Annotated in this window: 19 protein-coding genes; 13 read left to right on the top strand and 6 right to left on the bottom strand. The window is 72.8% G+C overall.

The window, feature by feature from the left end; all coding sequences use genetic code 11:
- The first annotated feature begins 71 nt into the window (after positions 1-71).
- From KUM40_RS39545 to KUM40_RS39520, 6 genes are all read left to right on the top strand, one after another.
- Positions 72-1,253 (top strand): ATP-binding protein, encoded by a 1,182-nt coding sequence (locus KUM40_RS39545; protein WP_217171217.1) that lies wholly within the window; start codon positions 72-74, stop codon positions 1,251-1,253.
- Positions 1,250-1,609 carry a nucleotide pyrophosphohydrolase gene (locus KUM40_RS39540; RefSeq protein WP_217171216.1) on the top strand — a complete coding sequence of 120 codons (360 nt, stop codon included), beginning with the start codon at positions 1,250-1,252 and terminating at the stop codon, positions 1,607-1,609. Before KUM40_RS39545 ends, KUM40_RS39540 begins: the two co-directional genes overlap by 4 nt.
- 201 nt (positions 1,610-1,810) lie before the next feature.
- Positions 1,811-2,281, top strand: coding sequence for a DUF6099 family protein (locus KUM40_RS39535; RefSeq protein ID WP_217171215.1), 471 nt, complete (start codon positions 1,811-1,813; stop codon positions 2,279-2,281).
- A 92-nt stretch (positions 2,282-2,373) separates the two neighbouring features.
- Complete coding sequence (locus KUM40_RS39530; RefSeq protein WP_217171214.1) at positions 2,374-3,297, top strand: LLM class F420-dependent oxidoreductase; 924 nt, start codon at positions 2,374-2,376, stop codon at positions 3,295-3,297.
- 156 nt (positions 3,298-3,453) lie between these two features.
- Positions 3,454-4,953 carry a 3' terminal RNA ribose 2'-O-methyltransferase Hen1 gene (locus tag KUM40_RS39525; protein WP_217171213.1) on the top strand — a complete coding sequence of 500 codons (1,500 nt, stop codon included), beginning with the start codon at positions 3,454-3,456 and terminating at the stop codon, positions 4,951-4,953.
- Positions 4,950-7,532 (top strand): polynucleotide kinase-phosphatase, encoded by a 2,583-nt coding sequence (locus tag KUM40_RS39520; protein WP_254396338.1) that lies wholly within the window; start codon positions 4,950-4,952, stop codon positions 7,530-7,532. The genes KUM40_RS39525 and KUM40_RS39520 overlap by 4 nt, the downstream gene beginning before the upstream one ends.
- Positions 7,533-7,583: 51 nt before the next feature.
- Here KUM40_RS39520 and KUM40_RS39515 read toward each other — a convergent pair whose 3' ends face one another.
- Positions 7,584-8,873, bottom strand: coding sequence for a cation:proton antiporter (locus KUM40_RS39515; RefSeq protein WP_217171212.1), 1,290 nt, complete (start codon positions 8,871-8,873; stop codon positions 7,584-7,586).
- Between the two features lie 165 nt (positions 8,874-9,038).
- Between KUM40_RS39515 and KUM40_RS39510 the strand changes: the two genes are divergently transcribed.
- Together KUM40_RS39510 and argF are read left to right on the top strand one after the other, a co-directional pair.
- A complete protein-coding gene (locus tag KUM40_RS39510; protein ID WP_217171211.1) occupies positions 9,039-10,262 on the top strand; it encodes an arginine deiminase in 1,224 nt (407 codons plus the stop codon).
- A 102-nt stretch (positions 10,263-10,364) separates the two neighbouring features.
- The gene (gene argF, locus KUM40_RS39505; RefSeq protein ID WP_217171210.1) at positions 10,365-11,372 is read left to right on the top strand and encodes an ornithine carbamoyltransferase; all 1,008 of its coding nucleotides are present in this window, start codon (positions 10,365-10,367) and stop codon (positions 11,370-11,372) included.
- A gap of 23 nt (positions 11,373-11,395) precedes the next feature.
- On the opposite strand, the gene KUM40_RS39500 is transcribed toward argF, so the two are convergent.
- Positions 11,396-11,833, bottom strand: coding sequence for an ATP-binding protein (locus KUM40_RS39500; RefSeq protein ID WP_217171209.1), 438 nt, complete (start codon positions 11,831-11,833; stop codon positions 11,396-11,398).
- A gap of 175 nt (positions 11,834-12,008) precedes the next feature.
- Here KUM40_RS39500 and KUM40_RS39495 point away from each other — a divergent pair, with 175 nt between their 5' ends.
- Complete coding sequence (locus KUM40_RS39495; protein WP_217171208.1) at positions 12,009-12,836, top strand: enoyl-CoA hydratase family protein; 828 nt, start codon at positions 12,009-12,011, stop codon at positions 12,834-12,836.
- Positions 12,837-12,840: 4 nt separating this feature from the next.
- Positions 12,841-15,252: a bifunctional salicylyl-CoA 5-hydroxylase/oxidoreductase gene (locus tag KUM40_RS39490; RefSeq protein ID WP_217171207.1), complete on the top strand. Its 2,412-nt coding sequence runs from the start codon at positions 12,841-12,843 to the stop codon at positions 15,250-15,252.
- Here the strand turns inward: KUM40_RS39490 and KUM40_RS39485 are convergent.
- The 3 genes from KUM40_RS39485 to KUM40_RS39475 all read right to left on the bottom strand — a co-directional run bounded on the left by KUM40_RS39485 (position 15,240) and on the right by KUM40_RS39475 (position 18,826).
- Positions 15,240-16,142 (bottom strand): sulfotransferase, encoded by a 903-nt coding sequence (locus tag KUM40_RS39485; RefSeq protein ID WP_217171206.1) that lies wholly within the window; start codon positions 16,140-16,142, stop codon positions 15,240-15,242. The genes KUM40_RS39490 and KUM40_RS39485 overlap by 13 nt on opposite strands.
- A gap of 83 nt (positions 16,143-16,225) precedes the next feature.
- On the bottom strand, positions 16,226-17,071 hold the full coding sequence (locus KUM40_RS39480) for a PaaX family transcriptional regulator C-terminal domain-containing protein (protein WP_217171205.1): 846 nt from the start codon (positions 17,069-17,071) through the stop codon (positions 16,226-16,228).
- Between the two features lie 15 nt (positions 17,072-17,086).
- Complete coding sequence (locus tag KUM40_RS39475) at positions 17,087-18,826, bottom strand: AMP-binding protein (RefSeq protein WP_254396337.1); 1,740 nt, start codon at positions 18,824-18,826, stop codon at positions 17,087-17,089.
- Between the two features lie 127 nt (positions 18,827-18,953).
- Between KUM40_RS39475 and KUM40_RS39470 the strand changes: the two genes are divergently transcribed.
- Complete coding sequence (locus tag KUM40_RS39470; protein WP_217171204.1) at positions 18,954-20,195, top strand: acyl-CoA dehydrogenase family protein; 1,242 nt, start codon at positions 18,954-18,956, stop codon at positions 20,193-20,195.
- Positions 20,192-20,590 carry a RidA family protein gene (locus tag KUM40_RS39465; protein ID WP_217171203.1) on the top strand — a complete coding sequence of 133 codons (399 nt, stop codon included), beginning with the start codon at positions 20,192-20,194 and terminating at the stop codon, positions 20,588-20,590. The genes KUM40_RS39470 and KUM40_RS39465 overlap by 4 nt, the downstream gene beginning before the upstream one ends.
- Before the next feature lie 95 nt (positions 20,591-20,685).
- Here KUM40_RS39465 and KUM40_RS39460 read toward each other — a convergent pair whose 3' ends face one another.
- On the bottom strand, positions 20,686-20,910 hold the full coding sequence (locus KUM40_RS39460) for a DUF5999 family protein (RefSeq protein WP_217171202.1): 225 nt from the start codon (positions 20,908-20,910) through the stop codon (positions 20,686-20,688).
- Positions 20,911-21,149: 239 nt separating this feature from the next.
- Here KUM40_RS39460 and KUM40_RS39455 point away from each other — a divergent pair, with 239 nt between their 5' ends.
- Complete coding sequence (locus KUM40_RS39455) at positions 21,150-21,599, top strand: DUF6299 family protein (RefSeq protein WP_217171201.1); 450 nt, start codon at positions 21,150-21,152, stop codon at positions 21,597-21,599.
- The last annotated feature ends 99 nt before the right edge of the window (positions 21,600-21,698 follow it).

Below are 21,698 nucleotides of genomic sequence, written 5' to 3'. Positions count from 1 at the left end.
CGGTCCCCCGATCGTAGGAAAGCCGACGGGGCAAAACGGTTCGCCGCCCCGCGGGGTCCTACGGTCCGCATATGGCAGCGTCACCTGCGTCACCGCCGTCACCACCGTCACCGGGGTCCGGCATGCCGCTCCCGGACCGTCCCCGTGTCACGGAGCTGAGGCTGTCCGCCTTCGCCGGGCACCGGCGCGCGGTGCTGCGGCTCGGGCCGCTGACCGTGCTCGCCGGCCCCAGCGGCTGCGGCAAGACCAGTGCGCTCATGGCGTACGACGCCCTGGCCCGGCTCGGCGGCGGCGCGGAACTCGGCGCGGTCTTCCCCGACCCGGTCGCCTGCGTGCCCGACCGTGCCCGGCCCGACGCCCAGCACCGCCGGGGTTTCCGCATCGGCTGTACGGCCGACGGGGCCGGGGGACCGGTGCACCTGGACGTCGCCGTGCAGGCCGAGCCCGAACTGCGCATCGTGGGGGAGCGGCTGACGGCGGACGGCGTCGTCCTGCTGGAGACGGCTCTGCGCGACCCCGGCCGCCGCGCCGTGCAGGCGGCCTGGCACACGGCCGGTTCGGCGCCCGTGACCCGCGCCCCGCTGCCGGACGACCGGCTCGGCACGCCGCTGCTCCCGCTGCGGGTGGCCGGCAAGACGGACGGGCAGCGCAGGGTGCTGGCCGCCGCCGAGCAGATGGTGGTGGCCCTGCGCTCCGTCTTCGCCTGCGATCCGCGGCCCGGCCGGATGCGCGAACCCGTCCGCACCGGCTCCGGGCGCCTGCTCGGCGGGTGCGACAACCTCGCCGACGTCCTGTGGCGCACCCGCGCCGAGTGCGGTCGGCGGCACGCGCAGTTCGTCGCGGCGGTACGCACCGGATGCGCGGGTCCGGTCGAGGACGTCCTGGCCGAGCCCGACGTCGGCGGCGTGGTCCGCGCGCTCCTCGACCGGGGCGACGGCATCCGCACCGGCTTCGACCGCCTCGGCTACGGCGAGCTGCGCTACCTGGCCCTCGCCCTGGTGCTGTTCACCGGACCCGGGGTGCTGGAGGTCGACCCGGCCGGTGAGGTGCCCGCGGCGCTCCAGACGCTCACCGTGCTCGCCGACGGCTTCGACCGCGGGCTTGACGTGCGCCAGCGCGCCGAACTGCTGCGGCTGGCGGCGTGGATGTGCGACCGCGGGCACATCCGCTTCGTCGGAGCGGTCGCTGACGCCTCGTGGACGGCCGAGGCGGCCGGGGCGGCCGGCGTCACGGTGGTACACCTGAACCCGTGACCGATCATCCCCAGGACCTCGCCCCGCTGCGGCGCAGGCTCGCCGAGTTCGCCGCCGCGCGGCACTGGCAGCCGTACCACACCCCCAAGAACCTGGCCGCCGCGCTCAGTGTGGAGGCCTCCGAACTCCTCGAGATCTTCCAGTGGTTGACTCCCGAGCAGTCGGCCCGCGTCATGACCGACCCGGACACCGCCCACCGGGTACGGGACGAGGTCGCCGACGTCCTGGCGTATCTGCTCCAGTTCTGCGAGGTGCTCGACGTCGACCCGGCGGCCGCGCTGGAGGCGAAGATCGAGCGCAACGAGTCCAGATTCCCCGTGCCGGGCGAACCGGAGGGCCGAGCACCGGAGGGCTGAGCACCGGAGGAGCCGGGAACGGAGGAGTCAACGACTCCACTATCACTCTCCGCAGTCAAATTCCGGCCAGATATCAGTTTGTTGTCCGAAGATTTCCGCCTTCCTCTGGCTTTTCGTCCCACACGCCTTCACTCTGGGTAGTGGACAACGGAGTTCGGGCGGACGCGCCGCAGGTGCGTCGGAAACAGACGGGGGCAGCGCATGGACGCTGTGCGGCTCATCGTGACGAGTGGGCGTGCCCTGGCCGCCGGCGGCGAGGTGCCGGACGTGCTGACCGAGGTGTGGCAGGTGCAGGCCCTGGCGCAGGCGATCGGCAGCCGGCTGGCGGTCCACGGGCCACCCGAACTGCGCGGCGAGGCCATCGGGTTGACCGAGCTGGCCGGCCGGGGCTGCGGCCTGCTGCACACCCCGGACCTGGCCCCGGGTGAACTGCGCGCCGCCCAGCTCACCGAACTGGGCGACGCCCGCCAGGCCCTGATGCGCCTGGGCACCCTGCTCGGCGAGACCGGCATCGCGCTCGTGGGCGTCGCCTGCGCCGCGGACGACGAGGCCACGTACTGGCAGTGCATGGAGGTCATCGACGCGTCGGACGAGTCACGGGACCGCGTCCTGGAGATGCTGCGCAAACTGGCGGACCGCGACGCGGAGTTACCCGAGCGGGAGGCGGGCTAGGCCGGCCCGCGCTCCTGCTCCGCGCTCCCGCTCCGCGCGCCGCGGCGGGAGCCTGTGCCGCACACCCGCGCCGAACAGGCAGGATGGAAGACATGGATCTCCGTATCTTCACCGAGCCCCAGCAGGGGGCCACCTACGACACTCTGCTCACCGTGGCCAAGGCCACCGAGGATCTCGGCTTCGACGCCTTCTTCCGCAGCGACCACTATCTCCGCATGGGCTCCGTGGACGGCCTCCCCGGCCCCACCGACGCCTGGATCACCCTCGCGGGTCTCGCCCGCGAGACGAAGCGCATCCGCCTCGGCACCCTCATGACCGCCGGCACCTTCCGGCTGCCCGGCGTCCTCGCCATCCAGGTCGCACAGGTCGACCAGATGTCGGGCGGTCGCATCGAACTGGGCCTGGGGTCCGGCTGGTTCGAGGAGGAGCACAAGGCGTACGGCATCCCCTTCCCGAAGGAGAAGCTCGGCCGCCTGGAGGAGCAACTGGCGATCGTCACCGGTCTGTGGGCCACCGAGACCGGCAAGACCTTCGACTTCCACGGCACGTACTACGACCTCACCGACTCGCCCGCGCTGCCCAAGCCCGCGCAGGCGAAGGTGCCCGTGCTCATCGGCGGCCACGGCGCCACCCGCACGCCACGACTGGCCGGCCAGTACGCCGACGAGTTCAACATGCCGTTCGCCTCGATCGAGGACACCGAGCGGCAGTTCGGGCGGGTGCGGGCCGCCGCCGAGGAGGCCGGCCGCGGCGCCGACGCCCTCACCTACTCCAACGCCCTCGTCGCCTGCGTCGGCAAGGACGACGCCGAAGTCGCCCGGCGCGCCGCCGTGATCGGCCGCGAGGTCGAGGAGCTGAAGGTCAACGGCCTCGCGGGCTCCCCGGCCGAGGTCGTCGAGAAGATCGGCCGGTACGCCGAGGCCGGCGCCCAGCGGATCTACTTCCAGATCCTGGACCTCGACGACCTGGACCACCTGGAGCTGATCTCCTCCCAGGTCCAGTCGCAACTGTCCTGAGACCACCCGTCGAACAGCCGCATATCCGAAGGCGCCGGTCACCCGCCCTGTGCGATGGTGTGACCGTCGTCCTGCCGGAGCCCTCGGGGAACCGCCCCGGGGGCTCCCGCGCGTACGGCGCCCCGTCACGTCCACCCAGCCGGAGAGGCCCTCCGCATGTTCCTGACCATCACCACCACCGGTACCCCCGAGCAGCCCGCGACCGACCTCGGTTTCCTGCTGCACAAGCATCCCGACAACGCGCAGGCGTTCTCCACCTCCTTCGGCACGGCCCACGTGCTCTACCCGGAGGCGGAGGAACAGCGCTGCACGGCGGCGCTGCTGCTGGAGGTCGACGCGGTGGCGCTGGTGAGGCGCGGCAAGGGCAAGGGCCGCGGCGGCGCCCCCGACGCGGCACTCGCGCAGTACGTCAACGACCGCCCGTACGCGGCCTCGTCCCTCCTCGCGGTCGCGCTGAGCAACGTCTTCTCCAGCGCGCTGCGCGGCGTGTGCAAGGCCCGCCCCGAGCGCGCGGCCGAGCCGCTGCCGCTGCGCGTCGAGGTTCCCGCACTGCCCGCCCGCGGCGGCCCCGACCTCGTACGGCGCCTCTTCGAGCCGCTCGGATGGGCGGTCACCGTCGAGGCCGTCCCGCTGGACACCGAGTTCCCCGAGTGGGGCGACTCGCGCTACGTCCGCCTCGTGCTGGAGTCGGAGACCCTGACCCTCTCGGAGGCCCTGCGCCACCTGTACGTCCTCCTCCCGGTGCTCGACGACGCCAAGCACTACTGGGTCGCCCCGGACGAGGTCGACAAGCTGCTGCGGGCCGGTGAGGGCTGGCTGCCCGGCCACCCCGAGCAGAAGCTGATCACCAGCCGCTACCTGTCCCGCCGCTGGTCCCTGACCCGCGAGGCGATGGACCGGCTGGAGCTGATCCGGCTGGCCGAGACCGACGACAGCGAGGTCGAGGAGATCGACAACGCGGTCGGGGCCGAGACCGAGCAGGAGGCGAAGCCGACTCCGCTCGCCGTGCACCGCCGCGAGGCGATCCTCACCGCGCTGCGCGACCGCGCCGCCGCCCGCGTCCTCGACCTCGGCTGCGGCGAGGGGCACCTGGTGCGCGAGCTGCTCAAGGAGCCGCGGTTCACCGAGATCGTCGGCGTGGACGTGTCGGTGCGGGCGCTCACCATCGCCTCCCGGCGGCTCAAGCTGGACCGCATGGGCGAGCGGCAGGCCGCGCGCGTCAACCTCTTCCAGGGCTCCCTCGCCTACACCGACAAGCGACTGAAGGGCTACGACGCCGCCGTGCTCAGCGAGGTGATCGAGCACCTCGACCTGCCGAGGCTGCCCGCCCTGGAGTACGCGGTCTTCGGCTCGGCACGCCCCCGCACCGTCGTCGTCACCACCCCGAACGTCGAGTACAACGTGCGCTGGGAGACCCTCCCGGCCGGCCACGTCCGCCACCGCGACCACCGCTTCGAGTGGACTCGCGAGGAGTTCCGCGCCTGGGCGGGGACGGTCGCCGAACGGCACGGCTACGACGTGGAGTTCCGCCCCGTCGGCCCCGACGACCCCGAGGTGGGCCCGCCCACCCAGCTCGCCCTGTTCACCCTCAAGACCCCTACCACTTCCGAGCCCGAGAACGCGACCGGTACCGAGAAGGAGGCGAAGGCCGCATGACCACCAACGACGCCACCGGCACCACCGGAACCACCGAAGGCACCACCGTGCGGGCCCGCGCCCTGCCCGTCACCGACCTCTCCCTCGTCGTGCTGATCGGCGCCTCCGGCTCCGGCAAGTCCACCTTCGCGCGGCGCCACTTCAAGCCCACCGAGGTCATCTCCTCCGACTTCTGCCGGGGCCTGGTCGCCGACGACGAGAACGACCAGAGCGCCAGCCGCGACGCCTTCGACGTCCTGCACTACATCGCGGGCAAGCGGCTCGCCGCCGGCCGCCGCACCGTCGTCGACGCGACCAACGTGCAGCAGGACGCCCGCCGCCAGCTCGTCGACCTGGCCAGGAAGCACGACGTGCTGCCCATCGCCATCGTCCTCGACGTGCCCGAGCAGGTCTGCGCCGAGCGCAACGCCACCCGCACCGACCGCGCCGACATGCCCCGCCGCGTCATCCAGCGCCACACCCGCGAACTCCGCCGCTCCCTGCGCCACCTGGAGCGCGAGGGCTTCCGCAAGGTGCACGTCCTGCGCGGAGTCGAGGAGGCCGAGCACGCCGGCGTCGTCACCGAGAAGCGGTTCAACGACCTCACCCACCTCACCGGACCCTTCGACATCGTCGGCGACATCCACGGCTGCGCCGCCGAACTGGACGCCCTGCTCGGCAAGCTGGGCTACACCGACGGCGTCCACCCCGACGGCCGCACCGCCGTCTTCGTCGGCGACCTGGTCGACCGCGGCCCGGACAGCCCCGGCGTGCTGCGCCGCGTGATGTCCATGGTGAAGTCGGGCAACGCCCTGTGCGTCCCCGGCAACCACGAGAACAAGTACGGCCGCCACCTCAGGGGCCGCAAGGTCCAGCACACCCACGGACTCGCCGAGACCGTCGAGCAGATGGACGGCGAGAGCGACGAGTTCCGCACCGAGGTACGGGAGTTCATCGACGGCCTGGTCAGCCACTACGTCCTCGACGGCGGCAGGCTGGTGGTCTGCCACGCGGGTCTGCCGGAGAAGTACCACGGCCGCACCTCCGGCCGCGTCCGCAGCCACGCGCTGTACGGCGACACCACCGGCGAGACCGACGAGTTCGGCCTGCCGGTGCGCTACCCGTGGGCCGAGGACTACCGGGGCCGCGCGGCCGTCGTCTACGGCCACACCCCGGTCCCGGAGGCCACCTGGCTCAACAACACCATCTGCCTGGACACCGGCGCCGTCTTCGGCGGCAAGCTCACCGCGCTGCGCTGGCCGGAGCGCGAGCTGGTCGACGTACCGGCCGAGCGGGTCTGGTACGAGCCGGCCAAGCCGCTGCGCACCGAGGCGCCCGGCGGGCACGACGGCCGCCCGCTGGACCTGGCGGACGTCCAGGGCCGCCGGGTCGTGGAGACCCGGCACGCCGGGCGGATCACCGTGCGCGAGGAGAACGGGGCGGCGGCCCTGGAGGTCATGAGCCGCTTCGCCACCGACCCCCGGCTGCTGCCGTACCTCCCGCCGACCATGGCACCGACCGCCACCTCGGGCGTGGACGGCTACCTGGAGCACCCGAAGGAGGCCTTCGCGCAGTACGCGGCCGACGGCGTGGCACGGGTCGTGTGCGAGGAGAAGCACATGGGCTCGCGGGCGGTCGCCCTGGTCTGCCGCGACGCGGACGCCGCCCGCACCCGCTTCGGCGTCGACGGGGGCCCCACCGGGGCGCTCTACACCCGTACCGGCCGCCCCTTCCTCGACGACGCGTCCGCCACCGACGAGATCCTCGACCGGCTACGCACCGCCGTCGGCGAGGCCGGCCTGTGGGACGAACTGGCCACCGACTGGCTGCTCCTGGACGCCGAGCTGATGCCGTGGTCGCTCAAGGCCGCAGGGCTGCTGCGCTCCCAGTACGCCGCCGTGGGCGCCGCCTCCGGCGCGGTCTTCCCGGGCGCACTGGCCGCACTGGAGGGCGCCGCGGCGCGCGGTGTCGAGGTCGGGGACCTCCTCGACCGGCAGCGCGAACGGTCCGCCGACGCCGCCGCGTTCACCGACGCCTACCGCCGCTACTGCTGGACCACCGACGGCCTGGACGGGGTCCGCCTGGCCCCCTTCCAGATCCTCGCCGCCCAGGGCCGCAGCCTGGCCGCACTGCCGCACGACGAGCAGCTCGCCCTCATCGACCGCCTCGTCGAGCACGACGGCAGCGGCCTGCTCCAGACCACCCGGCGGCTGTACGTCGACACCGGCGACCCCGAGTCGGTGGCGGCGGGCGTCGACTGGTGGCTGGAAATGACCGGCCGCGGCGGCGAGGGCATGGTCGTCAAGCCGATCGGCGCGTTGGTGCGCGACGACAAGGGCCGCCTGGTGCAGCCCGGCATCAAGTGCCGGGGCCGCGAGTACCTGCGGATCATCTACGGTCCCGAGTACACGCGCCCCGACAACCTCGCCCGGCTGCGCCACCGGTTCCTGAACCACAAGCGGTCCCTGGCGATCCGCGAGTACGCCCTCGGACTGGAGGCCCTGGACCGCCTCGCGGACGGCGAGCCGCTGTGGCGGGTGCACGAGGCGGTGTTCGGGGTGCTGGCCCTGGAGTCGGAGCCGGTCGACCCCCGCCTGTGAACCGGCGCTCCTGACCGCTGCCGCCGGACCGCCGGCGGCAGCGGTCCGGTGTCACCCGGCGTACGGCTTCACCGCCGTGCCCCGGGCCGACTCCGGCCGGCGGTCGCGGACGGCGAGACGGGCGTTCAGCAGCAGGAGCGGCTGGGTGAGGAGCGTCGTGGCGAGGGCCATGAAGACGAGGACCGTGTAGAGCGGGGCACTCAGCAGGCCCGCTTCCAGACCCGCGTTGAGGACGATCAGCTCGGTCAGCCCCCGGGTGTTGAGCAGGATGCCCACGGTCCGCGCGTCGTGCCGGGCAAGGCCGCCCAGCCGGGCCGCCGCCGCCCCGCTGCCGACCTTCGTCGTGACCGCGAGCAGCGTCACCACCAGCAGGGCCGCCCAGCCGGTGCCCGTCATGCTGTTCAGGGCCACGGACTGGCCCGAGAGCACGAAGAAGAACGGCAGCAGCAGCGAGGCCACCGAAAGCAGCGGCCGCAACAGGTCGGGGTCGAGGGTGCCGCCCTCCTCGCGCGGGACGACCACGCCGGCGAGCAACGCACCGAAGATCACATGCAGCCCCAGGGCGTGCGTGACCCACGCCGAGCCGAGGGCGAAACCGATGAGCAGCGCCGTCCGGAGAGAGGGCTCGAGCCGCGTCCGCCACAGCAGCCGGCGCAGCAGCGGACGCGCCGCGCACGCCATCGCGGCCACGAAGCCGAGCGTGAGCCCCACCCGCCACGGCCAGTCGAGGCCCGCTGCGGCGTCGCCGCCGGCGTTCAGCAGCGCACCCGCCAGTACCGTCCAGCAGACCGCGTCCAGCACCCCGGCGGCGGAGACGGCCACCACCCCGGGCACCGTGCGGGACAGGCCGTTCTCCCGCACGATGGCCGTCAGCACCGGTACCGCCGTCGTCGCCAGGGCGACACCGGCGAAGACCACCACGGCGGGGGAGGGGTCCGGCGGCATGCCCAGATCGTGCAACGCGTCCCGGAACAGCAGCGCGCACCCGCTGCCCACGGCCATCGGCACCGCGAACGAGGCCAGCGCCACCGTCACCGAACTGCGCGCGCGGACACCGAGGACCTTCAGGTCCAGTTCGTAGCCCACCGCGAACAGGAACACCACCAGCGAGAACTGCGCGAGACCGGTCAGCGCCGGGCCGATCGCCGCCGGGAACAGGGTCGCGTACACCCCCGGGGCCGCGCTGCCGAGCAGCGAGGGACCGAGCGCGATGCCCGTCGCCAACTGGCCCACGATGTACGGCTGGCCCAGCCGCCGGGCCAGCCATCCGCCACTGTGGGCGGCCACCAGGACCAGAGCCGAGGCACCCACGAAATGGGTGATCATCGTATCGGGACTCAACAGGTCTCCCCCCTGACGGACGGCCGGGCACTCCGGCCCTCGCCACGGTTTACGCGGCACAGCCCCGGCACCCGGAGTCGCACAGAGGCACAGGCAGGGCGCACTGTGGTCACGGGCACGCGAAAGCAGGGGGTGAACACGCGCCCGAGTGGTCAGGATGGAGACATGGGATTCCAAGTCGACTCCGAAGCCGGGCGGCTCACCCGCGTCATCCTGCACCGGCCGGATCTCGAGCTCAAAAGGCTCACCCCCAGCAACAAGGACGCCCTTCTCTTCGACGACGTGCTGTGGGTGCGCCGGGCGCGCGCCGAGCACGACGGGTTCGCCGACGTGCTCCGCGACCGCGGGGTGGCGGTGCACCTCTTCGGCGACCTGCTCACCGAGACCCTGGACGTCCCGGCCGCGCGGCGGCTCGTCCTGGACCGGGTCTTCGACGAGAAGGAGTACGGAGTGCTGGCCACGGACCATCTCCGGGCCGCCTTCGAGACCCTGCCCGCCCACGAACTGGCCGAGGTCCTGGTCGGCGGCATGACCAAGCGGGAGTTCCTGGACGCGCACCCGGAACCGACCTCCGTGCGCTTCCACGCCATGGAACTGGACGACTTCCTGCTCGGACCGCTGCCCAACCACATCTTCACCCGGGACACCTCGGCCTGGATCTACGACGGCGTCTCCATCAACGCCATGCGCTGGCCCGCCCGGCAGCGCGAGACGGTCCACTTCGAGGCGATCTACCGCCACCATCCGCTGTTCCGCGACGAGACGTTCCACCTGTGGTCCGAGGGGCAGGCCGACTACCCCTCCACCATCGAGGGCGGCGACGTCCTCGTCATCGGCAACGGAGCCGTGCTCATCGGCATGAGCGAGCGCACCACGCCCCAGGCCGTCGAGATGCTCGCCCACAAGCTGTTCGCCGCGGGTTCCGCGCGCACCATCGTGGCCCTCGACATGCCCAAGCGCCGCGCCTTCATGCACCTCGACACGGTGATGACGATGGTCGACGGCGACACCTTCACCCAGTACGCCGGGCTCGGCATGCTCCGCTCCTACACCATCGAGCCGGGCGCCGGGGACAAGGACCTGAAGGTCACCGACCACCCGCCGGAGCACATGCACCGCGCGATGGCCGCCGCCCTCGGCCTTGGCGAGATCCGGGTCCTGACCGCGACCCAGGACGTCCACGCCGCCGAGCGCGAGCAGTGGGACGACGGCTGCAACGTCCTGGCCGTCGAGCCGGGCGTCGTCGTCGCCTACGAACGCAACGCCACCACCAACACCCACCTGCGCAAACAGGGCATCGAGGTGATCGAGATCCCGGGCAGCGAACTGGGCCGGGGCAGGGGCGGGCCGCGCTGCATGAGCTGCCCGGTGGAGCGGGGGCCGGTATAAGGGGCCGGCACAAGGAGGCCTGTATAGAAATTCAGAACTTCGTATAGACTTCCAGTAGTCAGTCCCCGACGGTCCCCGACCCTGTACTTCTGGAGCGCCCCCATGGCGACAGCCCCGACCGCCCTCGCCGGCCGCCACTTTCTCAAGGAGCTGGATTTCACCGAGGAGGAGTTCCGCGGCCTGGTCGAGCTGGCCGCCGAGCTGAAGGCCGCCAAGCGGGCCGGGACCGAGACCCCGTATCTCCGCGGCAGGAACATCGCCCTGATCTTCGAGAAGACCTCGACGCGCACCCGCTGCGCGTTCGAGGTCGCCGCCGCCGACCAGGGCGCCTCGACCACGTACCTCGACCCGGCCGGCTCACAGATCGGGCACAAGGAGTCCGTGAAGGACACCGCGCGCGTGCTGGGCCGCATGTACGACGGGATCGAGTACCGGGGCGACAGCCAGCGGAAGGTCGAGGAGCTGGCGGCCTTCGCGGGCGTCCCCGTCTACAACGGCCTGACCGACGACTGGCACCCCACCCAGATGCTCGCCGACGTGCTCACGATGACCGAGCACAGCGACCGGCCCCTGCGGGAGACCGCCTTCGCCTACCTGGGTGACGCCCGCTTCAACATGGGCAACTCCTACCTGGTCACCGGCGCCCTGCTCGGCATGGACGTGCGCATCGTCGCCCCGAGGTCCTACTGGCCCGCCCAGGAGGTCGTCGACCGGGCGAGGAGGCTCGCCGAGTCGAGCGGGGCGCGCATCACCCTCACCGAGGCCGTGGAGGAGGGCGTGCGCGGCGCCGACTTCGTGGTCACCGACGTCTGGGTCTCCATGGGCGAGCCCAAGGAGGTCTGGGCCGAGCGGATCAAGGCCCTCGCCCCGTACGCCGTGACCATGGACGTCCTGCGTGCCACCGGCAACGCGGACGTCAAGTTCCTGCACTGCCTGCCCGCCTTCCACGACCTGGGCACCAAGGTCGGCCAGGAGATCTTCGAGGTCCACGGTCTGGAGTCCCTGGAGGTCACCGACGAGGTCTTCGAGTCCGCGCACTCCGTCGTCTTCGACGAGGCGGAGAACCGGCTGCACACCATCAAGGCGGTCCTGGTCGCCACGCTGGCCTGACCAGGCGGCCGACCAGGCGCCCGTCAGTGCGGACGGCGCTGAGCGGGTACCGCGGGCAGCCTGAACCAGACCGCCTTGCCGGAGCCGGTGGGCCGGTGACCGCAGGACGAGCTGAGGGCGCGGATCAGGAGCAGGCCGCGCCCGTCCTCGCGCCAGGGGTCGGGCGGCTCCACGCCGGGGCGGGTGAGGTCGGCGGGCGGGTCCGGGTCCGGGTCGTGCACCTCGACCTGGCATCCGGTCGGCATCAGCTCCACCACCAGCTCGATCGGCGTCTCGCCCGAGGTGTGCTCCACGGCGTTGGCGACCAGTTCCGCCGTGAGCAGCTCCGCGGTGTCGCCGTCGGCCGTGTGCTCCAGCTCGGCCAGCGCCGTACGCACCAGGGCACGGGCCACCGGCACGGCCGCGGCCGAGTGCGGCAGCGCGACGCGCCAGGAGGCGGGTGCTTTGGAGTGTTCGTGCACGGCTGGTCCGTTTCGTGGAGCAGGGCGTCCTGTCCTGCTTTCAACCTTATGAATGGTACGGCGCCGCCCGGCAGTGCCGTTCGACGGGCACCGTCCGGGACCTTCGGCCCATGGCGCCACGGCTTTATCGTGCACTCGTGACGACAGTCACGAATGAGTGATAACTTCGAGTGTCATGAGTCCCTTCACCGGCTCGGCCGCCCCCACCCCCGACTGGCGGCACCTGCGTGTCGAGATCACCGACGGCGTCGCCACCGTCACCCTCGCCCGCCCCGACAAGCTGAACGCGCTCACCTTCGAGGCCTACGCCGACCTGCGCGACCTGCTCGCGGAACTGTCCCGGGAGCGGTCCGTGCGGGCGCTGGTGCTGGCCGGCGAGGGGCGCGGCTTCTGCTCCGGCGGCGACGTGGACGAGATCATCGGCGCGACCCTGTCCATGGACACCGCCCGGCTCCTGGACTTCAACCGCATGACGGGCCAGGTGGTGCGGGCCGTACGGGAGTGCCCGTTCCCGGTGATCGCCGCGCTGCACGGGGTCGCCGCCGGGGCGGGCGCGGTCCTCGCCCTGGCCGCCGACTTCCGCGTCGCCGACCCGTCCGCCCGCTTCGCCTTCCTCTTCACCCGCGTGGGCCTCTCCGGCGGCGACATGGGCGCCGCCTACCTGCTCCCGAGGGTGGTCGGCCTCGGCCACGCCACCCGCCTGCTCATGCTCGGGGAACCGGTGCGGGCCCCCGAGGCCGAGCGCATCGGCCTGATCAGCGACCTGACCGACGAGGGCCGCGCCGACGAGGCCGCCCACACCCTCGCCCACCGCCTGGCCGACGGCCCGGCCCTGGCGTACGCCCAGACGAAGGCCCTGCTCACGGCGGAGCTGGACATGCCGCTGGCGGCAGCGGTGGAACTGGACGCGTCGACCCAGGCCCTCCTGATGACGGGCGAGGACTACGCCGAGTTCCACGCGGCCTTCACGGAGAAACGCCCGCCGAAATGGCAAGGAAAGTAGGGCGATGTTGTCGACGCAGGGGAGCATGCCAACTTCAGGGGCGCGGGGCTGTGTCGATCAGCGGCTCCGCCGCAGTGCGCGACCAGCCACAACGCACCCGCAGCCGCAGCCGCCCGCGACGAAAGACCACCCCCTACACGCGGCGATCGTCGGAGGAGGCCCCGGCGGCCTCTACACCGCCGCCCTCCTCAAACGCCTCGCCCCCGCCCGCGAGATCACCGTCTACGAACGCAACGCCCCCGACGACACCTTCGGCTTCGGCGTGGTCCTCTCCGACGAGACCCTCGGCGGCATCGAACACGCCGACCCGGTCGTCTACGAGGCCCTGAAGGCGCACTTCGTCCGCTGGGACGACATCGACATCGTCCACCGAGGCACCCGCCACACCTCCGGAGGACACCGCTTCGCCGCCCTCGGCCGCCGCCGCCTCCTGGAGATCCTGCACACCCGCTGCCGCGACCTCGGCGTGGAGCTGCGCTTCGGCACCGAGGCACCGCCCCCGGACCGGCTCGCGCAGACGTACGACCTCGTCGTCGCCGCCGACGGAGTGCACAGCACCACCCGCGAGGCCCACCGCGAAGTCTTCCGGCCGCACGTCACCGGCCACCGCTGCCGCTACATCTGGCTCGCCGCCGACTTCGCCTTCGACGCCTTCCGCTTCGAGGTCGCCGAGACCGAGCACGGCGTGATGCAACTGCACGGCTACCCCTACGCGCCCGACGCGTCGACCGTGATCGTCGAGATGCGCGAGGAGGTCTGGCGGGCGGCCGGCTTCGACGAACTGGACGAACCGGAATCCACCGCCCGCTGCGCCAAGATCTTCGCCGACGCACTCGGCGGCCGGCCGCTCAGGTCGAACAAGTCGGCCTGGACCACCTTCCGCACGGTCGTCAACGAACACTGGTCCCACGGCAACGTCGTCCTGCTCGGCGACGCCGCCCACACCGCCCACTTCTCCATCGGCTCCGGCACCAAGCTCGCCGTGGAGGACGCCCTCGCGCTCGCCGCCTGCCTGGAGGAGCAGCCCACCCTCCAGGCGGCGCTGAGCGCGTACGAGGCGGAACGGCGCCCCGTCGTCGCCTCCACGCAGCGGGCGGCCAAGGCCAGCCTGGAGTGGTTCGAGGACCTGGACCGGTACCTCGGTCAGCCGCCGCGCCAGTTCGCCTTCAACCTGCTCACCCGCAGCCGCCGGGTCACCCACGAGAACCTGCGGCTGCGCGACGCCGACTTCACCGGCGCCGTGGAACGGGAGTTCGGCTGCCCGCCCGGCACGCCCCCGATGTTCACCCCGTTCCGGCTGCGCGATCTCACCCTGCGCAACCGCGTCGTCGTCTCCCCGATGGACATGTACTCCGCCACCGACGGCGTCCCCGGCGACTTCCACCTCGTCCACCTCGGCGCCCGCGCCCTCGGTGGCGCCGCACTGGTGATGACCGAGATGGTGTGCGTCAGCGCGGAGGGCCGCATCACCCCCGGCTGCGCGGGCCTCTACACCGGCCCGCAGGGCGCGGCATGGCGGCGGATCACGGACTTCGTGCACGCCGAGGCACCCGGCACCGCCATCGGCGTGCAGCTCGGGCACAGCGGGCGCAAGGGCTCGACCCGGCTGATGTGGGAGGGCATGGACGAACCGCTGCCCGAGGGCAACTGGCCCCTGGTGGCACCCTCCCCGCTGCCCTACCGGCCCGACAGCCAGACCCCGCGCGAGCTATCCCGGACACAACTGGCCGACGTACGCGAGCAGTTCACGGCCGCCGCGGTGCGGGCCGCCGAGGCCGGGTTCGACCTGCTCGAACTGCACTGCGCCCACGGTTATCTGCTCTCCGGCTTCCTTTCCCCGCTCACCAACCACCGCACCGACGCCTACGGCGGTTCACCGCAGAACCGGCTGCGTTTCCCGCTGGAGGTCTTCGATGCCGTACGCGAGGTGTGGCCGGACGACCGGCCCATGACCGTACGCGTCTCCGCCACCGACTGGGCCGAGGGCGGCACGAGCGCCGACGAGGCGGTGGCGATCGCCCGTGCCTTCGCCGCGCACGGCGCCGACGCCATCGACGTGTCCACGGGCCAGGTCGTCGCCGGTGAGCGGCCGGAGTTCGGACGGTCGTACCAGACGCCGTACGCGGACCGAATCCGTCACGAGGCGGGCGTCCCGGTGATCGCCGTCGGCGCGATCTCCTCCTGGGACGACGTCAACTCGCTCATCCTGGCCGGACGCACCGACCTGTGCGCCCTCGCCCGCCCCCACCTCTACGACCCGCACTGGACCCTGCACGCCGCCGCCGAGCAGGGCTACGACGGTCCGGGCGCCGTCTGGCCGACGCCGTACCGGGCGGGCAGCCGCCCACCGCGCACCGGCCGCACCGACGCCCCCAAGCCGAGGCTCACGCTGCACGGCCGGTCTCAGGACGTGTAGCCCCAGGCCGCGCACATGGCGCGCAGCCGCTCGGGGATCTCGTTCTCGCCGGGCAGCTCGCGCCCCGGCTGCACGGTGCCGGTGCGGATGTTCTCGCGCCAGTCGCCCAGGCCCCTGACCAGCTCGCGGCCGCTCTTCTTGCCGTAGTTCAGCATGGCCGGCGCGTACTCGACGTCGAGGAACGCGCACAGGCGGCGCATCTCGCGCTCGGGGTCCTCGGTGATGTCCTCGTAGCGCACGGTGAAGCCGTCGGCGTCCGCCGTACGGGCCTCCTCGACGGCCGTCATGTAGCGCATCACGTCCGTGACGGCCGTGTCGTACGGCCGTTTGACGGGGTCGGTCTCGTGCCAGGAGCGGGCGATCGACTCGGGGTGGCGCAGGAGGAAGACGAAGCGCACATCGGGCCAGCAGTCCTTCAGGCGCTGGTACATGTACACGTTGGCCGGTGTCTTCTCGACCACGAAGTCCTTGCCGGACCTGGTGAGTTCACGGTGCAGGACGCGGTCCCACAGCAGGTGCTCCAGGTCGCCGGGCTTGAGGTCCAGGGCGCCCATCGCGCGCTCGGAGAACCAGTTGGTGCAGGTGACCTCCAGCCGGCCGATGTGCAGTTCGTGCGGGGCGTGCAGCCGCGGGTGGGCGCCCATCATCATGCGCAGCAGGGTGGAGCCGGAACGGATGGAGGAGATGATGAAGACGGGCCGCCGCAGCAGCCGCTCGGTCGGCAGTTCCTCGGCCGACGGACATCGGTACCCGGCCGCCGGCCGCGCCGCGGGTTTCGCAGCGGGTTTCGCGGCGTCGGACTTCTTCCCCTTCGCCACCCCAGGAGCTCTCCGTACCTGGAGGCCGGTGGTGACGGTGAGGGCCCGGTTCAAATTGCGCGCGAGACTCATGGTTCCGCACGGTAGGTGAGAAACCTGAGAAGAGGATCTGAGAACGCTGAGGGTTCCCTGATCCGGGGAAAATGTGACGGGAGTCACTGTCCGGAAGGTGTGGTTTCTCCCAGGGCCGCATAGTGGGCGCCCGCGTCGCGCAGCCGCTCGTGCAGCGCGCGGAAGACGGCCGCCGAGCGCGTGCCGGGCCAGCCCTCGGGCAGCAGCCGGGCGGGCAGTCCCGGGTCCGTGTAGGGCAGGTGGCGCCAGGAGTCCAGGGCGAGGAGGTAGTCGCGGTAGGCCTCCTCGGGCGGGGTGTCCGCCCGGCGCTCCCAGTCGTGCAGCACGCGCGCGTGGCGGTCGAGGAACGCCTCGTGCTCCTTGGCGATCGCGGCCAGGTCCCACCAGCGGGCCGCCGCCTCGGCGGTCGGCGTGAAGCCCAGGTGCTCGCCGCGGAAGAAGTCCACGTAGGAGTCCAGGCCCAGCCGGCCCAGCGCGTGCCGGGTCTCCGCGTACAGGCGGGCGGGGGCGATCCACACGCCGGGGGCCGCGGTGCCGAAGCCGAGACCGGCCAGCCTCGAGCGCAGCACGTGCCGCTTCTGCCGCTCCGACTCGGGCACCGAGAACACGGCGAGCACCCAGCTCTCGTCGCCCTGGGGCGCCGTGCCGTAGATGCGCCGGTCCCCGTCGTCCAGCAACTGACGGGCCTCGGCGGAGAGCGCGTAGCCCGCCGCGCCCCCGGCCGTACGGGCGGGCGACAGCAGCCCGCGCCGCTTCAGCCGGGACACCGACGAGCGCACGGAGGGCGCGTCCACCCCGACCGCGGACAGCAGCCGGATCAGCTCGGCGACGGGCACCGGGCCCGGCGCGTACCGGCCGTACGCGCCGTAGAGCGTGACGATGAGGGACCTCGGGGCGTGCTGCGCGTGCTGGTCGGACACGTTGATCATCTTATGTCGTCGGCGTCAGGCGCGGTCGCCCCGGGGATCCGGACGGGCCTCGGGGCGACCGAGGCCGGGGCCGGGGCCGGGGCCTGGGCCTGGGCCGGGGCCTGGCGGGTTCAGGAGGCGGTAGCGCTGGAGCTTGCCGGTCGCCGTGCGCGGCAGCGCGTCCAGGAAGACGATCTCGCGTGGACACTTGTACGGCGCCAGCTCCGACCGGAGGAACTCGCGCAGCGCGTCGGCGTCCCGCGCGGCCCCCTCCTTCAGCACCGCGTGGGCCACCACCGCCTGCCCCCGACGCTGGTCGGGCCGGCCCACCACCGCCGCCTCCACGACGTCCGGATGCCGCAGCAAGGCGTCCTCCACCTCCGGCCCGGCGATGTTGTACCCGGCGGAGATGATCATGTCGTCGGCGCGTGCCACGTACCGGAAGTATCCGTCGGGATCGCGGACGTAGGTGTCCCCGGTGACGTTCCAGCCGCCGCGCACGTACTCCGACTGGCGCGGATCGGCGAGGTACCGGCAGCCCACCGGTCCACGCACCGCCAGCAGCCCGGGCTCCCCGTCGGGCACGGGCGTGCCGTGCTCGTCCTGCACGCGCGCGTGCCACCCCGGCACCGGAACGCCCGTCGTGCCGGGCCTGATGTCGTCGTCCGCAGCGGACACGAAGATGTGCAGCAGCTCGGTGGCGCCGATGCCGTTGATGATGCGCAGGCCGGTGCGCTCGTGCCAGGACCGCCAGGTGGCGGCGGGCAGGTTCTCGCCCGCCGAGACACAGCGCCTCAGGCTCGTCACGTCGTGCGTGTCGAGCTCGTCGAGCATCGCGCGGTACGCCGTCGGCGCGGTGAACAGCACCGACACCCGGTGCTCGGCGACGGCAGGCAAAAGCTGTCTGGGGCCGGCCTGTTCGAGCAGCAGGGCGCTCGCCCCGGCCCGCATCGGGAAGACCACGAGACCGCCGAGCCCGAAGGTGAAGCCGAGCGGCGGGCTGCCCGCGAAGACGTCGTCGGGGCGCGGCCTGAGCACGTGCTCCGAGAAGGTGTCGGCGATCGCCAGCACATCGCGGTGGAAGTGCATGCAGCCCTTGGGGCGCCCGGTGGTGCCGGAGGTGAACGCGATCAGCGCCACGTCGTCGGCGGCGGTGTCGACCGCGTCGTACGCCGCACCGGGCACGGCACCGGGCATGGCACCGGGCAGCGCGCCGACCGTCTCGTCGGCCGTCGCTCGGCGTTGCAGGTCGTCCGGCGCGTCCCCGCCGTACGCCGTGATCCGCAGGCCGTCAACCTCCGCCTTGGCGAGGTCGTCGACGGCCCGGACGTCGCACAGGGCGTGCCGCACCTGGGCGATGTCGCAGATCGCGCGCAGTTCGTGCGGGCGCTGCTGGGCCAGCACGGTGACCGCCACCGCGCCCGCCTTCAGCACCGCCAGCCAGCAGGCGGCCAGCCACGGGGTGGTCGGGCCGCGCAGCAGCACCCGGTTGCCCGGGACGACACCGAGGTCGCCGGTGAGCAGCCGGGCGATCCGGTCGACGCGGGCCCGCAACAGGCCGTAGGTCCAGGTGTCCCCGGACGCGGTGCGGAAGACCGGGCGGTCGTCGGGCGGCCCGGCCAGCAGCTCGGCGGCGCAGTTCAGCCGGGCCGGGTAGCGCAGTCGTGGCAGGTCGAAGAGGAGCTCCGGCCACTGCTCGGGGGGCGGCAGGTGGTCGCGCGCGAAGGTGTCGACGTGGGCGGAGCGGTGCGGTTCCGCGGGGCGCGGATCGGCCATGGCGGTTCGCCCCCTTTGTCGTGGTGGGCTCGCGCAACGAGCGTATCGTGTTGGTGACGACAGTCAACGGGGCGCGATAACCTCGGGTGTCACCCAGCGCACAGGGGAGCAGGGGAAGGGACCGGCGATGACCGCATTCTCGCTCGAACCGGCACAAGTCACCTGGTGCGAAGAGCTGCGCGCCCTCGCCGCCGAACGGCTGCGCCCGCTCGCGGAGAAGGGCGAGCCGGGCCGCGTCAACCGCGCCCTCGTCGCCGAACTCGGCGCCCTCGGCCTGCTGCCCCGCCTGTTCACCTCGGGCGCGCTCGATCTGTGCCTGATGCGCGAGTCCCTCGCCCACGCCTCGACGGAGGCCGAGACCGCCCTCGCCCTCCAGGGTCTCGGCGCCCACCCCTTGCACGCCCACGGCACCGAGTCCCAGCGCGCCCGCTGGCTCCCCGGCGTGAGCGCAGGCACCGCGATCGCCGCCTTCGCCCTCAGCGAGCCCGACGCGGGCTCCGACGCGGCGGCCCTGTCGCTGCGGGCGGACACGGACACGGACACGGACACGGACGCGGACGCGGACCCGGACCTGGACGCGGACCCGGGGCGGTCCACCCCGGAGCAGAGCGTGCTGGCCACCGAGCCCGACGGGCCGTCCGGCTGGCGGCTCACCGGGGAGAAGTGCTGGATCTCCAACGCCCCCGAGGCCGACTTCTACACCGTGTTCGCCCGCACCACCCCAGGTGCCGGCGCCCGCGGCGTCACCGCGTTCCTCGTGCCCGCCGACCGCCCCGGCCTCACCGGCACCCCGCTCGACATGCTCTCGCCGCACCCCATCGGCGCCCTCGGCTTCGACGCCGTGCCGGTCACCGCGGAGGACGTGCTGGGCGAGCCGGACCGCGGCTTCCGGGTCGCCATGGACACCCTGAACCTGTTCCGCCCCAGCGTCGGCGCCTTCGCCGTCGGCATGGCGCGGGCCGCCCTGGACGCCACCCTCGCCCACACCACGGCCCGCGACGCGTTCGGCGGCAAGCTGCGCGACCTCCAGGCCGTCTCCCACCAGGTCGCCGAGATGGCGCTGCGCACCGAGGCGGCCCGCCTGACGGTCTACGCGGCGGCGACGGCGTACGACGCGGGCGCGCCGGACGTCCCGATGCGCGCGGCGATGGCGAAACTCCTCGCCACCGAGACCGCCCAGTACGTCGTCGACCAGGCCGTCCAGTTGCACGGCGCCCGCGCCCTGCGCCGCGGCCACCTCCTCGAACACCTCTACCGCGAGGTCCGCGCCCCCCGGATCTACGAGGGCGCGAGCGAGGTCCAGCGCGGCATCATCGCCAAGGAGCTCTACCGGACGCAGGACACGACGACCAAGGAGGCCGGAGCATGACCGCCGAACGGGTGAACCCGCCCGAACTGTCCCCGCCCACGGGCTTCTCCCACGCCGTCGTCGCCACCGGTACCCGCGTGGTCTTCCTGGCCGGCCAGACCGCCCTCGACACCGACGGCAAGATCACCGGAGACACCCTCCCCGCCCAGTTCGAGCAGGCCCTCACCAACCTCCTCACCGCCCTGCGCGCCTCCGGTGGCACCCCCGCCGACCTCGCCCGCGTCACGGTCTACGCCACGGACGTCGCCGCCTACCGCACCCACGCCGCCGAACTCGGCCGCACCTGGCGCGAGCTGGCCGGCCGCGAGTACCCGGCGATGGCGGTCGTGGAGGTCGTACGCCTGTGGGACGAGCGGGCACTGGTGGAACTCGACGGGTTCGCCGTACTGCCGTAGCAGACCCCGCTCACCGGCGCCGACGAGGCGCCGGGCTTTCCTGCGACCTGATCCGCCGGACAGACCCTGGCCGGAGACCAAGGAGGGGGCGGCGGTCAGGCAGCCATCGCCAGGCGTCCGCCCGGCACCCGGTGCGGCGCGACGACCCGGCCGTCGGACCGCAGCTCGCCGGTGTCGTCGAAGACGATCGTGCCGTCGCACAGCAGGTTCCACCCCTGCTCGGGGTGGGCGGCGACGACGTGCGCGGTGACGACCCGCGCCGCGGGCGCTCCGGACGCGGGAGAGTCGGCTGCGGGGCAGGAAGGCCGGTGGGTACACATGGCGCACCTCCACGTCGGGAGACCGTCCCGTCGTCGGGACCGTCGCATGTACCGACCGTGCGCCCGCCGGGAAGTCGTCGCCAAGACCCGGGCGGCAAGCGTGACAACACCCGGACAACCCGGCGACGGTTCCACGACGGCCGGCGCGGACTCGCCACCGAAGGGGTGACGGTCACCGCCGTCGGCCCGTCCGCCCGGTACCAGTGGAACCCCCATTCCGACCGACCGGGAGGTCCCCCATGTCCGTACGATCCGCTGCTCTCGCCACGGCCACGGCCGCAGGCGCCGCCCTGCTCCTGCTGGCCGCTCCCGCCGCGACGGCGGCGCCGCACGACGCCCGCCACGTCACGGAGTCGGTGACGGTCGACCCGACCGGCCGCATCGCCGCCGATGGCACGGTCACCCTCACCGGCACCTACCGCTGCACCTCCGGCACCGGCGCCGTCTTCGTCAGTTCCTCCGTGAGCCAGGGCGACCAGTCCGTCCGGTACGGCATCGGCGGCACCCGCGCGGTGTGCGACGGCATCGAGCACCGCTGGGCCAACACGGGCACTCCCTCCGCGGACGCCCTCAAGCCCGGCGCGGCCCACGTCGAGGCCACGCTGATGGAGCTGCGCCCCATGGGCGGCCTGCCGCTCCCGAGTTTCCACGCCCGCCACGGCCAGGACGTCACACTGATCGCGTCCTGAGCACCCGAGGCCGCGCGCCTCAATGGCGCCCATTCATTAACCGTCTGCCGGAAAATCATCTTTCCACTGCAACTGCTCTGCAACTACTTCTGCATTCCG

Source organism: Streptomyces sp. AC512_CC834, from assembly GCF_019049325.1.
In the GTDB taxonomy this organism is placed as follows: domain Bacteria; phylum Actinomycetota; class Actinomycetes; order Streptomycetales; family Streptomycetaceae; genus Streptomyces.
The sequence above is the reverse complement of the archived record's forward strand: the minus strand, read 5'-3'. Positions and strand labels throughout refer to the sequence as shown.